This window comes from Stenotrophomonas genospecies 3, assembly GCF_054473855.1.
Genome location: NZ_JBTMUR010000005.1, coordinates 126427 through 141353 on the forward strand (window position 1 = coordinate 126427; position 14927 = coordinate 141353).

The following is a 14927-nucleotide window of genomic DNA, read 5'->3' on the forward strand; positions in this document are numbered from 1 at the left end:
AGGGTAGATGTGGCTGTGAGTGAATTCCAACCGCATGGCAGGCCCCTATCGACTGTGCCAAATTGCCAACGCCCGTGCTTCCACTGTGCAACGTGAATCGGGCGGCCTACAGAGGAAATCCGTCACTCCATCACTGCGGAACGTCATCGAGACGATTGCCGACCAATGCGGCAAGCCGCTCCATCCCCGTTTCTGGGATGAATTTCCCTCCGAAGCGTTGGGAGAAATTCACCCAGTTCGACCTCATCAGTGCTTTGAGCTCGGCTTCTGAAATCCGCAGGAAGAGCAATGCATGCGCAGGGAACCGCAACTGCTGGATGGATCCCCGCGCCAGCTCAACGATTTCGGTATGCAGGGTGACGGACTCGGTGTAAACGGAGCTCGCAGCCACCGCACTCGCTGTGCCTTCCATATACGTTAAAAACCTGCTGCCGTCGAAGCATACAACTGCACGCGAGCCGCACTTGGCATTGAACTCTCGGCCTGCACGCATGACTTCGGGCAAGCGCTCATCAGCGATGCCATCCACCGCCGCGCTCACGAACACCACCGCACACTTGGGCATTGAGGGCCACCTCCAACTCCGCACCAGTGAGTCTAAACAGGCCAAGAGTAGATCAGCTGTGTAAAAAACGCAGTCGGGCTCGGACCGAAGGTGCGGCCCTTCTGAACCGTTAAGGATGCGCCATGGTTGGGACCATTCTAAATCAAGCTGACTGCAAGAGAGTTGACCTAGTTGGCAGCGTCGCCCCGAGGTGCGCGAGGGCTGCGGCCTCAACGACCGAAGTGCTGCAGAGAAAAAAGATTCCATCTCGCGGTCCAGCCGACGTCAAAGACCGATGGAGGGTGATCACCGACGCTGATTCATCGCCCACGGACACCTCGTGGAACTTCGACCCGAAAAGCGAACCTGGAGGGCTCTCCGACTTGCTTTCGTGTCCTGCCGTAGCTCCACACCGTACTGCCCAAGCGTCCCGATGCCACTGGCAGTGAAGACGTATTTCTATCTAAACGAGGTCAGCCAGACCAGAACGAGTCGACCCTCGGCAAGAACGCGTTTGTGAGCAAGCTTGCTACGTATCATCGGGCTGCTCGCTGTTGACCGGGTTGATCGATTCGTTCCGCTGGTCGCCCGTGGACGACCGCCTTGGGAGCCCCCAACGGTGGACAGGGTCAGTATCAGACAGCGGCAGCGGTGAGAGCAACGCCTACGCGCAATCGGCCATTCCGGCCATTTCGGCCGGGCGGGTAGATGGTCTCACCGCACCACGAACGGACGCTCTCCGAGCAAATCAAGCCAACCGAACCGAGTGGGGCTTGATCCTTTGGCGACCCGCCAGGCTCAGCTGAGCACCCAGGCACTCATTGCTCCGCCGATTCAGATCCTCGGTGCACGCGAGACAGACGCCATCCGCCGTGCGACTTGAAGTAGCCGGTGTCCCCCGTCAACGAATAGCGGAATCCGGCCCAAATCGATGTGGGCACGGAACTGTGCCACGTGCGAGCCTTCTGATAGGCGTAGCGAAACGAACGCATCATTTCGCTCCTCCGCGACGCCACCATTGCCGACCGGACGGCGCTTTGAAAAGCGCGATTGCAAGTTGCAGCAACCCCAGCGCAGCAGCAGCGGCGAGGATCACTAGGGCAAGAGACAAAAGAAGGTCCATGGCGGGGGTCCTGCGGGCCCGTGAGGTGGCAGCACGTCTGAGCACCCGGGCCATTGGCGCTCAGCAGTCCCCTGTCCGCTGGAGGTGAAGATCGCTACAAGCGCGTGATATCGGCGTGAAAGGCCCTGCCTAACCGGTTGCCTCTGAAACCAACTAAAGCTGACCACTCATAAGCGCTCATACGCCAAACAAGTTGATTTAATTGAACACTTCAGGCTTTCTCCCCGTTTTGACCGGCAAGGCTGTTTATCTTTGTTCAGAAACATCTGACACTGTTCGTTCCATTGGCTGCTGCAAGAGCGGCGGCTCTCGCAGCAAGGATGCTCTTGGATTAAGAAAAGGATCCGACTAATTTTGCGCGCTGAAACACCCTACCCTACGCCTTCCCCCGTCAAAGGTCGGTGGGGCAGGCGCCGCGTCACCCAACACCTGAACCAGGCCCATGTCGCGCAGCATGGTGACGATCTCAAGTTGCTTCTCCGCAACCCACTGCGGCCGGGTAGCCACTTCTTCCTCTGGCACCCGCTTTCCGGCGAGTTCCACGGTTTCGAGAGAAGCATGGAGCGCCATGGACGCACTGAATCCCAGCAGGTCCACCACCTCGTCAGGGGACGTGTCGATGACGCCGGAACGACGGATCAGGGACTGGTAGCCATGGTGGACGTAGCCGTGCATCGTCTTTTGAGACTGCTCCCAGGTATCCAACAAATCCGCGTAACGCTTTTCACCGGAACGCTGAACCACCCTGCGGATCATCTTCTCTGGGGCTGCAGTGTCATGGCCCTTCTGGAACCGCGCCAGCTCTTGGTCATCGGCCCATTGCAGCCACAGCCCGCGCACGAACGCCTCAAAGGCAGGCCGCATCAATGCTGTCGCAGAGCCCAACAACCCATGTTTGACCAGGAGCATGGCTGACGATTGGTGCTCGTGCACCACCGCGAAAGCGACGACCGCCATGTGGTCTGGCTCCGGCCCATGCAGGACCAATCCATAGAGTTGCTCCTCGTTCCAACGCCGCACGTGGTCGGCCCACTCCAGTGCCCGCTGCACGCGCAGCTCTTTCAACCAAACGGGCCATGCGTCCGGTGCTGCTCCGCCCTCAGGCATCGGTCTCCTCTCCGCTGGCCGGAACCGGACACAACGCTACCGGGGCGTCGAGCAGATCATTGGTTTGGTCAAAGGTTGTCATGGCCCATCTTGACACCCACCGCCCCTGGGCGCGATAACTCCCTTGCCGCGAGGGGAAATGCCCCCGGCGTATTGCCTGCTTAGCTCAAGGCAACAGGTTCCCGATTCGATCGCACAAGCGACGACGGGATGGTTTTTCCTGTTTTTTGAGATCTAAGCATGCCCAAACTCCAACGGTTGAGAACCGAGGCTTTCCTCGCCCAGAAGGGCCGGTGCTGCTATTGCAGCCTGCCGATGTGGAATGCCTCACCCGACGAACTAAAGCCGTTCGGCCTGCGCGCCAAAACGGCCGCGCCGCTCCGTTGCACCGCCGAGCACCTGGTCGCCCAACAAGAAGGCGGCAAGGACGTGGTAGGCAACATCGCTGCCGCCTGCTGGCTCTGCAACACACGCCGGCACAAACGCAAATCGCCGCCCTCCCCCGAGGCTTACCGCGCGTTCGTGCAGAAACGCTTGGCGAAGGGCAAGTGGCACCCGCCGAGCGTGGCCAAGTTGCGCCTCAGAACGCGTGGAACGCAACCACCCGACGGATGAGTTCCGCCACGCTCACGTGCTGCCGCTGCGCCTCACGGCGGACGCGGTCGGCCAGGTCTCGGGAAGCCCGGATAGGCGGCAGGCGGTCGTCCCTGGGGCCGGCAACGGGAGAGCGCAGCAGCTGGGGGCGCGCCAGGTAGGCGGTGAGCCATTGGCGCACGGCTTCGCTCTCGCTCACCCCGGCTGCTCTAGCGCGTGCGGCCAATGCCTGGCGCAAGGTTGAAGAAAGGGACACTTTCGGCAGCACGGCCGTCAAGGGAGGCTTGGACGTCAGCGTCACAGCCTCTGCCTCGGTCGGCCCACGGGGGCTGGGCGGAAGAAGCGCTCCAATCGTTTGGTCTCCAGCAACGCTTCCATGAAGGCACCCATGGCGTGGGTGTAAGCGTCCTCGCTGGCCGCCAACCGCAAGCTCAGCGCAAGCCGTTCCCACTTTCCGTTCGGTGCGCATGCGATGGCGAACAACCAGTGGTGCGTCCAGTCATCCTCCAACCGATCGGATGCAACGAAGAGCACCCGGTGATCACGCTGGAACGGCAGGGACGACAGCGCCTGGTCAACCGCATGGCGGTGGGCAGCCTGTAATCGTGCCCTCTCCTCGCCGTCGGTATCCAGCAGCGCGGCGAACCCTTTTGGCAGGCGCAACGAAACGCGGTAGCCCGCCGCACAGGTGTGGTGGTCTTCGCCTTCCCACAACCGCTGTTGCCCATCGAGCTCCTGGCCCATAGCAAAGCGCCGCATGGCGCCCTCGGTCACCGGCCCACCGGGCTTCAACTGGGTCAACCACGCACCACCCCAGCGCAACGCGGCCAAGGGCGCGTCCAGCAGTTCTGCGAAGGAAAACCCATCGGCGAACACGTCCTCCCGGCAGATGCATGTGAGTTGCAGGTTCATGGGATCACCCTCATAGCCGTGCCCTACTATTCGGAACGGCTTTCGTTGCGCCAGGGAGAGTCGCATCCAAACGCAGGGCCTCTTGTTCCGTTTCCCATCTGCATAGGCGCTCGCGTATTTCCGGACGTTGCTGTTCAAGCCACGCATCAGGGTGCGTCTTCTCCTCTGGAGCAAGCTTTCGCACCCATGCTTCAACATGGGGGTCCGCCCCCGCCTCCAGCAACACCTCGAGCAACTCAACATTGCTCTCAAGGTAAGCCGAAAAGATGGGCACCCAGATACCCTCCTCCTCGGAGAAATCTTGCGCGGAACGCTCGGCATTCGGATCTGCCCCAGCCGCCAACAGCACGCGACAGACGGCCACCCGCCCACATCTTGCAGCCAGGTGAAGCGCGGTCTCTCCGCCTTCCTTCTCCCGAGCATTCACATCGGCGCCTTCAGCAATCAGTTGCTGAAGTTCATTCAGATAGAATCGTTCCCGTTCCTTGTGGCGAAACCGCAACAACCGAAAGATAGGCGGCTCCTTCCATAACCGCTGCCACCGCTTAGTCCTGACACCCACGCGAATTCCGAGGCGCTCCAATACCCTTAGGTAGGGGATCAAGAGGGGGGAAAACGTCGTAAAGAGGAAGAAGTCCACTCGCGCCTTACAGGGGTCGTCATCCAAGCCCTTTCTGGGATCACGAAACGCTTCGATCCACCAATTCACTTGCCCCCAGGGATTGAGATCACGAAGCTCGTCAATCCACCATTTCACCCGTTTCCTGATTCCATTGATTGGTTTCACAATGGCCTCCTTGGGACCCCGGCTCGCCGCTTGTCCGTGACAAGGGTCGGCTTTTCGGGGAGCAGCATGCCGTTGAAGTCGAGGGGAACCCCGGTGGGGTTTGCCCCACCAATTGGGAATCCCAGCTCCCGCGTCATGGCGATAGCGCGCTCGATGGCTTGCACATAGGCCCGCCTCCGCCGCCGGCTATCGATTCCCATTTCTGCCTGGATGGCCACGAGCATCGGCAACGGAAAGCGATGCTCAAAGGCGATCTGCCCGTTGCTGGTGTCGGGAAGCCCCGATTGGGTTTCGATCACCCGCAAGGCGTGGCAACCCAGGTTAAGGCTTCTCGCATGCCCCGTGGGGGTGCGCCAAGTCACGGCGATCGCGGCGTTCTTTCGCTCGGGGTAGACGGTCACGGTGTAGAGCTCGGCGTTTCGGGTGGGTGGACGTTTCGACCGCTTCAGCGTTTTTCCTCCCGCCCCATCAATGGTTTTCGCGATCCCCATCCCCGTCTCCCCCATGGAATACATTTGTATCCCTTCAACCCCATGCAAGCAGATAAGATCCATCTGTCCAGTGGGCATTCCCGACTAAAGCGAAAAACTGCTGGGGTTGCCCCACAGTTTTTCAAACGCCTGCCCCCTTGCGCGTTTCCGCTGCCGCGGTAAACCAGTGGGAAAGGAGGACGCATGGCCAACACCGAGTTGCTCGCTGCAATCCAACAGCGCAACCCCGCTCAGGTGGCTGCGGCGATCGGGCGCGGGGCCCAACCCAACGCGCACGACGCCCGTGGCTACTCGCCGTTCCACGTCGCCCTGCTCACCGCTGACGCTCCGACCGTTCGCGCCTTACTGGACAACGGGGTTGATCCGTTGGAGAGCACGAACCTGGCCCAAAGCCGGAACATGGGCGCCAAGACCCTGGTCGCATATCGCCATGGCCGGGCGCATGCGCACCCACCGGGCAGCCGGGAGCGGGATGCCGAGTTCGCCGCGTGCGAGGCATTGGACCGCCTGCTGGATGAGCGCGGTGCCCCGGCCACTCTGGACGATACCCATTGGTGGATGAAGGGGGTCGAGGACGCGGCGGACATTGCTGCCCGACAGGGGCGTCCGTGGAAGGCTGCGGGGTAGCAGTAGGCTGGGCTACGATGTGGCCATGCCCGTATCACCCGACAATGCCTATCGGCTGTTGAAAGCTTTCGGAATGCTTGAGTTCCAGCTCAAGCAGACCGGTGAATTCTTTCAGACCAAGACCCCCAAGCCTCCCATCTGGAAGTCGTTCAAGATCGGCTCACTCGAGATCGATGTGCGCCGCAGCGCCTTACCACCACCTGCTCCCGTCCACATGGTAGACGTGGACTGGAACAAGGTGGATCGAGCGGTGGCGCGGATGGGGCAAGCATTCGTCGCCCTCGTTCCCGTTCCCGCGCAGAGAATGCTGCTTGCACCACCACGTAATCGGCCGAAAAGGGAGCGCATTGAGTTTGACCTGACGGGCCGACCACGAGCGGCCTACCAGCCCGTCAACCTACCCCACAACGACGCCGAAGCCTTGGTCGTTGCCATGCGCCGTGTGCGCAACAACCTCTTCCACGGGGGCAAGGAAGACCCGCTGGAGGAAACGTATTTCGGAGAAGACAACGATTGGGCCGTGGCCGCCGCAGATGTCGCGGATGCTCTGTTGGATCTTCTCGACCGCCAGCTGCTCCGCCCCGTTCAGGCCCCCTGACCAGCTTCAATCTTCCTTGTTCGGTGGGCAACGCGGAAACCGACTGCAGGAGTGGAACACCTCCTTGGTTGCACGATTGACGCGCTCCACCAGCACGCCCTGACCACACACCGGGCAGGGCTCCGCAGGCTCCCCTTCCGTCCTTACGATTTCCACGCCGTGATCTGCCTGGAGCTCCACCAGGAACTGGGAAGGTTGGTGCTGGGTGGTGTAGACCACCACCGAACGCTTCGCACGGGTGAGGGCCACGTAGAACAGGCGGCGCTCTTCGCCGAACTCGAAGGTCTCCGGCTCGGGCATGGCCAGTTGAAGAATGGGATCGTCCTGGACCTGGCTGGGAAATCCCAGGGTGTCCTGAACCACATTGAGCAGTGCCACGAAGTCGGCTTCCAGCCCTTTGGCCCGATGAACAGTCAGGAATTTGAGGTCGATCTTGTCGCCGAACCGCTGCCGCCAGGCCTCCAGCCCCCTGGGCCGGTCGTTGCGGTAGCGGCCCAGGATGAGCATGGACCGCAATGGTTTGCCGTTGGTGCTCTCGGGCAATTTCTCGTAGAGCGACTGAATGTTGGCCTTCAACCGTCCGGGGATGTCCTCAATGGTAGGCAGCGCGACCACGCTCACCCGGGGACCTTTCAATGGGTTGCTGGTGAAGACCTTCTTGACCAACTGCATCGGATTCTTTGACACGAACTCCGACGTGAGATCGCACAACGACTGAGGGCACCGGAACGTCTGGGAGAGGTGCCGAACGGCCGCATGTGGATGGGCCTGCTGAAATCCCGACATGATCGCCAGGTCGGCGCCGGCAAACCGATAGATGCTCTGCCAGTCATCGCCCACCGCCGTGAACTGCGCACCGCTGGCGTCAACGATTGCCTGGAGCAGATGCATCCGCGCGCGGGAGGTGTCCTGGAACTCGTCCGCCAACACCATTTTGACGCTGCAGGGGAAGCGGCCAGCGATGATGTGGTCGGCGGACTGGTTGAGCATGTCGTCGAAGTCCACCAGACCCTCTGCGGCCAATCGGTCTCCCCAGCGCTGGGCGACGGCCTCGTAGAGGTCGAGGAACAACTCCATGCGCGGCACGAAAGCACCTGGCAAGGTGTCGATGCGCTCACGGGCCTGCTCGACCGATTGCCGCGAGCCCTTCATGTGCTGCTGGAACACGCGTATGACTTTCGCGATGGCCTGCGGAGACACCGGGTCCGTGTCCGGAGGGACGCGGTCTGGGTCGAACACCAGGTCGATGCCCTTGGACTGGAACAAGTCCTGGAGCGCGGTCAGGGCGGCACCGGTGCGTAGACCATGCGCGGTTGTTTCGAACAATCGCGTTCCCTGGTCGCGGTGGAGTTGCCGCTTCCAATGCACGCCCTCCAGGTAATCCTTGAAGGCTGGGGGCGCTTCGCCCTTGGCATTGAGCGCGAAGTGCTCGTGGAAGACGTCGATGTCGGGGTAGTAGAAGTCGGGGCGGTATTGCCGCTTGGTAGCGGTGCGGGTGTCGTGGGGATACGGCTCCTCGTAACGGTAGTTCACACCGTGGAGGAACAGCCAATCCGCGATGAGGCGCTCGGACTTGCTCTTGACTATCTCCCCGCGCAGCGTGCGAAAGCCCCGCTTTCGCTGGCTCTCCGGGTCGTAGTCCTCCGGTTCCTCGCGCGCGTCCCACCGCCCCACGTCCTTGAAATAGAGCAATCGGAAGAGATCCCACTGCGCCACAAACGTCGGATTCTCAGCGCAGAGCTCATCGACCAGGTGGCCGATGAAGGCCTCGTCCTTGCCATTGCTCAGCCATGGCGCCGGGGTGGGCATTTTCCCCGTCACCGCGCCGATGACTTCCAGGCCGAACGCATGGAACGTCTTGGCGGTGATGCGATTGGCCCCGTCGAGTTGGCCCAACCGCTTGGCAATCCGTTGGCGCAGCTCTTCGGCCACGTCGGCGTTGAAAGCCAACAGAAGAATATCCTCCGGTGCGCAGAGCCCCTCCTCCAGCGCGTAGCCGGCCTTGGCCACGATGGTGGAGGACTTGCCCGAGCCGGCGGCGGCCACGACCAGCAGCTCGTCGTCCATGCAGACCACTGCCTTGGCCTGCTCCTCGGTCAGGGGGTTGGACTCCACCCGCTCGAAGAACGAGCGCTTGGCCTCCATCTGGTGTGCCTCAAAAGCGGCGTTGTGCGCGTCCACCAACCGGACCAGCCAGGCCTCTGCCGTAGGGTGGTAGGACGGTGGCGTGGCATCGATCCACTGCACGCCTTGGAGCACCGGAGGAGCATCGTCGGCCAGGCGCGCTCGCCGGCGGCGACGGCCAATCCAGCCCTGCTCGCCTACCCACGCGGTCTGCCGCTGCGCCCAAGCTGCCAAGGCCTTGGTGAACACGGCACGGCGGCGGCGCTCGTCCACGCCCTCTAAGTAAGCCTCGGGGGTTTGGTCGAGCGTCGGGTAGAAGCTGTTTTTCTTCTTGCGCTCCTTAGCCAACGCCGGGTGATCGAGCAGCGCTCCCCAAGTGGGCAAGCCAATCGCCGCTGGCGAAGGGATGGTCGCCTTAAGTTGCTCCAGCAAGGCCGGATCCACCTCATTCACCGCTTCCAACCGCTGATCCACCTGCCGCTGCCAAGGGTCCAGGATCTTGATGGCGCGGGATCCGTAGTGAGCCAGGCTGCCGGTCACTTCCTCCCGCACGAACTGCTGGAGCTCCTCGGCCTTGTCCTCCCCCAGGCCTTCCCCGACCACCCAACCGGTTCCGATGATGTGGAAGTGGCACTCGAGCGTCGTGGAGAAGTTGTGCCGCGGCTTGCACTCCAGCGAGTGTATGAGGATCAAGGGGCCTTTCACGACGCGCCGGCCACGATCGAGGGACAGCTCGAACGCATCCCCGTCTGAGTTGAAGATCCAGCCGCTCCCGCTGAACAACCAGCTCCGCAGCCGCGATGGCTTCCAAGTTGGCATTCCCTCTCCCTTTCCCGCGCGTGGAACCGGCCCCGCGCACTGCCCCATCGGTTTCACGGCCCAGCCCACCCTCGCAGTGACAAGGGGTTGGGCCCGTTCAGCGAAATACTAAATGACGAGGGTCTGGAGGCGGAGCTAGCCTGTCTCCCCGGTGCGTCTCACCGGGTGATTCTGACTTGTAGAGACTACCGCCATGCTCGACACCACGCTTCCGCCCGGTTACCTGGGCGCCGCCAACCTCCGCGCTCTGCCCTTGCACCTGCCGTTGCTGCCGGTGCGGGCCACGTGTGGCTTCCCCTCGCCTGCAGAAGATTTCTACGGCTCTCAGGACATCCTGGACATCAACCAACGGGTGGTCCGAAATCCGGTGGCTACGTTCTACGTCGAGGCAGACACGGGCACGTCGATGGTGGAGTTCGGCATCTTCCCGGGCGACACCCTGGTGGTTGATCGCTCCCTCACCGCCCGACATGGAGACATCGTCATGGTGTGTTGGGAGGGCGGCTTCACGGTCAAGCAATTGCGGCTGCGCGCGGGCCGCTACGAGCTCCATTCCGGCAATCCTGCGAATGCCCCCATCGTCGTGCCGGAGGACGTGGAGCTGGACGTGTGGGGCGTGGTGACCTGGTCCTTCCGCAAACAGTTGAGGCGCTGACACATGGACGATGCAAGCCGCTGGAGCAAGCTCAAACCGATGGAGGGCCCGCGCTGGCCGATCCGGTGTGGCCATGTCTTCACCGCCGAGGATCTGCTGCGCCTGCGCGAGGGCCTCTGGCCGCGCCACATGGACGACCGATGGGCGGTGTGGCTGGACGGGGAAACGCTGCGCTGCTGGCGCTCGTGGACCGGCACGTGCATCTACGAAAGCCAAGTGACCCTGGCCGAGGACGGCACCGGCGTGGCCGTGGTGGTGGACGTGCTCGACGACGGGGACACCTACCGGCGGGCCGCCACCGACGAAGGCGAATTAGAGCGGTTTGAGGGCGTGCTCTCCCAGGTGCGCCGGCAGCTCGGGGACGATCTGGTCACATGATTCTTCCGGACCCCTCATCCTCGTCATCGTCGCGGACTCCACGAGCAGCAGCGGCAACTACATTGAGCCGTTCACGCTGCGCGCCTGCTTCTGCGACCCGTTGTTCGTGCTCCCGGCGCTTACGCTCCGCCTCGTCGCGTTCCTTCTTGCGCTTCTCGTCAGCCGCTTCCCGCGCACGTGCAGCCGTCCATGCTGGACTACCAATTTCAAGCTGCGCAGACCCCTTCTCCGTTTCTTTTGTCACCGCATCTCTCCATGTTCGGCCTCGTTGACGGAAACAATTTCTACGCCAGTTGCGAGCGGGTTTTCAATCCCTCACTGCGCGGACAGCCAGTGTGTATCTTGTCTAACAACGATGGATGCGCGATCGCCCGCAGTCAGGAGTGCAAGGACCTGGGCGTGAAGATGGGGCAGCCCATCCACGAGGTGCCGCCCCGCATCCGCCGCCAACTGCGAATCTTCTCGGCGAGATTCGGCCTCTACGGGGACCTGTCAGGCCGGGTGGTGTCGGTGCTGCGGGAGTGGTTCCCGCGCGCGGAGGTCTACTCCATTGACGAATCGTTCGTGACGTTCGACGGTGTGCCGGCGGAGCAACGCGAGGCGATGGCCCGCCAGGCCCGTGCCCAAATCCTCCAGTGGGTGGGCATCCCGTGTTGCGTGGGTATCGGCCCCACAAAGACCTTGGCCAAGCTTGCAAACAAGCTGGCCAAGAAGACCCCGCACGGGGTGGTCACCGCCCTGCCCGGTTCCCCCGAGCTGGAAAGCTATCCGGTGGAAGACGTGTGGGGCGTGGGGCGCAAGCTCGCGGCCAAGCTGGGCGCCGAAGGCATCCTCACCGCGGCCGACCTGGCCAGAGCCGATTCCGACACCCTGCGCGCCCGCTACGGGGTCACGCTGGCACGCACCCAACGGGAGCTCCAGGGGGTGGTGTGCAGCGCCTTGGAGGAAGTGGAACCGGAGCGGCAGCAGATCGTGGTGTCGCGGTCTTTCGGCCAAGAGGTCACTTCACTGGAAGACCTTCAACAAGCGGTCTCCACGTTCGCCCAGAGGGCGTGCGAAAAGTTGCGGTCACGCTCGCTGCAGGCCAGCGGAGTGTGGGTGTGGCTCAACACCAACCCCTTCAAGCCGGGTGCCGCTCAATATCACCCCAGCAAGGCATTCAACTTCATCGCGCCCACGAGTGACACGCGCGAAGTGCTGCTGGTGGCCCAAGGGTTGGCCAAGGCCATGTGGAAGAACGGCTACCGCTACAAGAAAGCCGGCGTGGGGTTGCTCGACCTCACGCACGGCGACGTCCATCAGGGCGACCTGTTCGCCGGCATCGACCCCCGCTCGCAAGCCCTCATGAAGGTCATGGATCAGGCCAACGCGAAGTTCGGCCGGGGCACGATGGGCATGGCGTCCTCGGCCTGGCGATCCAAGGGGCCGGCGCTGGCCAAGCCGGTGTGGGCCATGAACCAGAAAAACTTGTCGCCAGCTTACACGACCCGGTGAGATCAGTTGGTGCGGGTCAGATGACCTGTCGGCGCGCGGACTCGGAGCTAATCCGCCACTGCGGGGAAGCGCTCCGCGTGGTCGGGATACAGGTCTACCATGAAGAACTCTCGGCGAAATCTTTCAAAGATTCCCGGGTCGCGGATCATGGCCTCAATCTGAGCTTGTGACCAAACCGCGCCATGCGCGGCAGCGCGGGCTCGCAGACGTTCCGCCTGCTGCTGAACAGCCTCTTGCGTGAGGTGGCATTCCGCGTAGCCTTCGACAATCAAGCGGTAGATGGTCTGCGCGCTCAACTGCCAGAACTCGTCGCCAGCTTGCGTTGCCCGAAGGGCACTCATGGCCCGCTCCGAGGACCGGGTCATCAGCAGGGCTTGATAGAACGAAGACAGCGCTGTTTCCAGATCTCCTGCCGATATCTGCCGTTTGGGAGCCAGGAATGCCCAGAAAGGCGCCCGATGCTCAGCACGAACAAAACTGGCGATGGCGCCCCCATGGCATGCGGCCACCACCGTGATGAGGTTCAAGCGCGTGGCCACGTTGAGGTTTACGAACGCCGGCTTCATGTCGTTCCACGTCAACCAAGACCCGTCAGCGAACTCCAGCCCACCCTCTCCACCGTGGCACTCGATGTGAAGCAACGGCACGTAGGGCTCCCTGGATGCTTGCTGAGCAAGCTGGGCCAGCAGATCGAGAAAAGCCCCGCTGGAAGGAACACGAACGCTGGCGATGTGAGGAACGCCGCCGATCACCTGCGCCCAGTCTTGGGCATCCGCGAACAGGCGGGCTGCGGTGTTGAGTTGGCCTTCCGGGAGGGAATCCACGATGAGAATTTGGTTGAAAGTAGCGTTCATCGGCGCCTCCCCAGCCCCGGACTGCCGCCTTGCACCACCGGGCTGCCACCTCGCCGCCGCCTCCCATCGTCGGGACCCAGCGCACGCTCTAGACGTTGCAGCGCTGTCTTGGGCGCTGGCCTGGTATCAACGGACGGCAGCTTGGCTATCTCAGCCTTACTCATTTTGGTCGAGGGCTTGAACCGATTCTTGGGAAGCTTTGTCTTCCCCGGCACTTTCTTCTCAAGCGGCTTCGGTTTCGGTGCAGGCGGCGCTTCGTCGAGCATGCCAAGCTTGGCAGCCACCATGCGCAGTTTCGACGGTGAATTGGCCTTGCGGAGAAAAATGCGCGCACGGCGCTCCGCGTAGGCCCGGGACCATCGCATGCGTGTCATTCCCTCGACGATGATCGTTTCCAGGAACCTCTCTTGGGCTGAGGTCAGAACAATCGGTCCGTTGGGCTGCCCCTTCTTTGACACCCGCTTCTTGGGAGAACGCCCAACAGGACCCTTCTTGCCCGAAGGCTGCGCCGACTTCGGCTTCCTTGCCGATCGAGGTGTCACCCATCCACCTCCGATTTGGCCGGCCGTGCTTGCGTGCGGTCCCGGTAGGTCTCCGTGACGAAATCCACAAACGCCACGGCAGACGCCACCGCCAAGCGCGCATGCCGGGGCTGCAGCCCACGGTGCTTACCGTCCTTGCCATGGCCGGTGCCGTAGAGGCGGCGAAGGTTGGCCAGGTTACCGGCGATTTGGTTCAGGTTGCTCAGGATGCGCTTGATGCACTCGGCCCCCTTGGCTTGGTCATCGATCCCTTCGGGCACCAGGTCCAAGCTCTTGGCCAGCTTCTTGGCCAAGTCGTTCATGTCGTCGCTCTTGCCTATCTCCACCCCCATCTTGCCCAGGATGGTCTTGCAGCACGATTCCACCAGCTCCTTGGCGCTGCCGATGGCCAGCTCGGGATCTTTCTCAACCGCGTATTCCATGCGCTGTATCTGCTTGGCGATGGCGCCCGCGTCCAAGGAATCGGCGGCAGACCTTCCCCTCTCAAAGGATCGGTGACCGTTGGAGGTCAACGGGCGGGGTTCATACCGGGCCCTTCCTGCGATCCGCTCGACTTCGACCAAGTGCCAACCCGCTTGCCGCAGTTGGTCGTTGAGGTGCTCAACGATGGTGGCGGCCTCCTCCCGGTCAGGCCTCACCACCGGGTGGACCATCTCCGCCAAGAACCGCAGGAAGGTATCGGCCGGACCATCGAGCAACGGGAAACGGTCGTCGTCGAAGATCCAGTAATCGTCCCAGTCAAAATTGTTGACCCGGTGCTGGTAGATGTCCCCGGCCGCATCCTTGTAGCGCGGATCGGTGGATGGCAACCGCCGAAGCTCGTAGATGCGGCTCAGGAACTCCGTGTCGTCCAACGCGCCGAACACATTCACCTGCTCCAGCCGAAGCCCATCGAAGATGTTCCGGCGGACGTTTCGGGGAATGGCAACCGGAGAGGCGGAGCGCCAGTCTTCGTTTTGGCCCACGATGGGAATCAACCGGGCGGCGAAGAAGTCGCGGCCATTCGGGGGGATGGCTTCCGACAATGCCTCGGTGATCTGTTCGCATACGTCCTTGAGCTTGGGCCGCAAGCGCGCGAACTCCGGCGCCGGCACCTCCAGCAACACGTTCCAGTAGTTCGTGCCCCCATTCCAGGTATCAGACGTGTCGTGCTGGATAGATGCGGTGGAGGTGCGAAGAAGATCAGCCGCGTCGGTGTGCCCACTCTCTTGGAGCAGCACGTAAGCGGCGCCCAAGCACCGCTCCAACACGTGGTCATCGAGAGGGTTCGTCAGCACG

General features: G+C 62.4%; 15 protein-coding genes. 6 read left to right on the top strand and 9 right to left on the bottom strand.

All coding sequences use genetic code 11. The features are described from left to right. Positions 1 to 130 precede the first annotated feature (130 nt). The 3 genes from ACX9OT_RS08710 to ACX9OT_RS08720 all read right to left on the bottom strand — a co-directional run bounded on the left by ACX9OT_RS08710 (position 131) and on the right by ACX9OT_RS08720 (position 2732). A complete protein-coding gene (locus ACX9OT_RS08710) occupies positions 131 to 565 on the bottom strand; it encodes a BLUF domain-containing protein (protein ID WP_049462735.1) in 435 nt (144 codons plus the stop codon). 970 nt (positions 566 to 1535) lie between these two features. Further along, a complete protein-coding gene (locus ACX9OT_RS08715; protein ID WP_258013789.1) occupies positions 1536 to 1667 on the bottom strand; it encodes a hypothetical protein in 132 nt (43 codons plus the stop codon). A gap of 348 nt (positions 1668 to 2015) precedes the next feature. After that, on the bottom strand, positions 2016 to 2732 hold the full coding sequence (locus tag ACX9OT_RS08720) for a DUF6988 family protein (RefSeq protein ID WP_049463714.1): 717 nt from the start codon (positions 2730 to 2732) through the stop codon (positions 2016 to 2018). A 282-nt stretch (positions 2733 to 3014) separates the two neighbouring features. On the opposite strand from ACX9OT_RS08720, the gene ACX9OT_RS08725 reads away from it, so the two are divergent. Then, positions 3015 to 3389: an HNH endonuclease gene (locus ACX9OT_RS08725; protein ID WP_149908581.1), complete on the top strand. Its 375-nt coding sequence runs from the start codon at positions 3015 to 3017 to the stop codon at positions 3387 to 3389. A gap of 276 nt (positions 3390 to 3665) precedes the next feature. Here ACX9OT_RS08725 and ACX9OT_RS08730 read toward each other — a convergent pair whose 3' ends face one another. Genes ACX9OT_RS08730 through ACX9OT_RS08740 form a run of 3 tightly spaced genes read right to left on the bottom strand, consistent with a single transcriptional unit; the run spans position 3666 to position 5558 of the window. After that, a complete protein-coding gene (locus ACX9OT_RS08730) occupies positions 3666 to 4280 on the bottom strand; it encodes a relaxase domain-containing protein (protein ID WP_080356557.1) in 615 nt (204 codons plus the stop codon). A gap of 10 nt (positions 4281 to 4290) precedes the next feature. Further along, positions 4291 to 5067, bottom strand: coding sequence for an ankyrin repeat domain-containing protein (locus ACX9OT_RS08735; protein WP_157805906.1), 777 nt, complete (start codon positions 5065 to 5067; stop codon positions 4291 to 4293). Then, the gene (locus ACX9OT_RS08740; RefSeq protein ID WP_459001721.1) at positions 5064 to 5558 is read right to left on the bottom strand and encodes a hypothetical protein; all 495 of its coding nucleotides are present in this window, start codon (positions 5556 to 5558) and stop codon (positions 5064 to 5066) included. The genes ACX9OT_RS08735 and ACX9OT_RS08740 overlap by 4 nt, the downstream gene beginning before the upstream one ends. 183 nt (positions 5559 to 5741) lie before the next feature. On the opposite strand from ACX9OT_RS08740, the gene ACX9OT_RS08745 reads away from it, so the two are divergent. Further along, positions 5742 to 6185: an ankyrin repeat domain-containing protein gene (locus ACX9OT_RS08745; protein WP_049460850.1), complete on the top strand. Its 444-nt coding sequence runs from the start codon at positions 5742 to 5744 to the stop codon at positions 6183 to 6185. Positions 6186 to 6210: 25 nt separating this feature from the next. After that, positions 6211 to 6783 carry a hypothetical protein gene (locus tag ACX9OT_RS08750; protein ID WP_065428843.1) on the top strand — a complete coding sequence of 191 codons (573 nt, stop codon included), beginning with the start codon at positions 6211 to 6213 and terminating at the stop codon, positions 6781 to 6783. 6 nt (positions 6784 to 6789) lie between these two features. Here ACX9OT_RS08750 and ACX9OT_RS08755 read toward each other — a convergent pair whose 3' ends face one another. Further along, positions 6790 to 9726: a UvrD-helicase domain-containing protein gene (locus ACX9OT_RS08755; RefSeq protein ID WP_049460848.1), complete on the bottom strand. Its 2937-nt coding sequence runs from the start codon at positions 9724 to 9726 to the stop codon at positions 6790 to 6792. 193 nt (positions 9727 to 9919) lie between these two features. On the opposite strand from ACX9OT_RS08755, the gene ACX9OT_RS08760 reads away from it, so the two are divergent. The 3 genes from ACX9OT_RS08760 (at position 9920) to ACX9OT_RS08770 (ending at position 12253) form a co-directional block, all read left to right on the top strand. Beyond that, the gene (locus tag ACX9OT_RS08760; RefSeq protein ID WP_049460845.1) at positions 9920 to 10381 is read left to right on the top strand and encodes a LexA family protein; all 462 of its coding nucleotides are present in this window, start codon (positions 9920 to 9922) and stop codon (positions 10379 to 10381) included. Between the two features lie 3 nt (positions 10382 to 10384). Then, on the top strand, positions 10385 to 10759 hold the full coding sequence (locus ACX9OT_RS08765) for a hypothetical protein (RefSeq protein ID WP_049460842.1): 375 nt from the start codon (positions 10385 to 10387) through the stop codon (positions 10757 to 10759). Between the two features lie 255 nt (positions 10760 to 11014). Next, complete coding sequence (locus ACX9OT_RS08770; RefSeq protein WP_459001815.1) at positions 11015 to 12253, top strand: Y-family DNA polymerase; 1239 nt, start codon at positions 11015 to 11017, stop codon at positions 12251 to 12253. 47 nt (positions 12254 to 12300) lie between these two features. Here the strand turns inward: ACX9OT_RS08770 and ACX9OT_RS08775 are convergent, their stop codons facing one another. After that, entirely contained in the window at positions 12301 to 13107 is an 807-nt protein-coding gene (locus tag ACX9OT_RS08775; RefSeq protein ID WP_049460840.1) for a hypothetical protein, read from the bottom strand. Positions 13108 to 13645: 538 nt separating this feature from the next. Beyond that, entirely contained in the window at positions 13646 to 14926 is a 1281-nt protein-coding gene (locus ACX9OT_RS08780; protein ID WP_318317506.1) for an abortive infection family protein, read from the bottom strand. Position 14927: the final 1 nt, after the last annotated feature.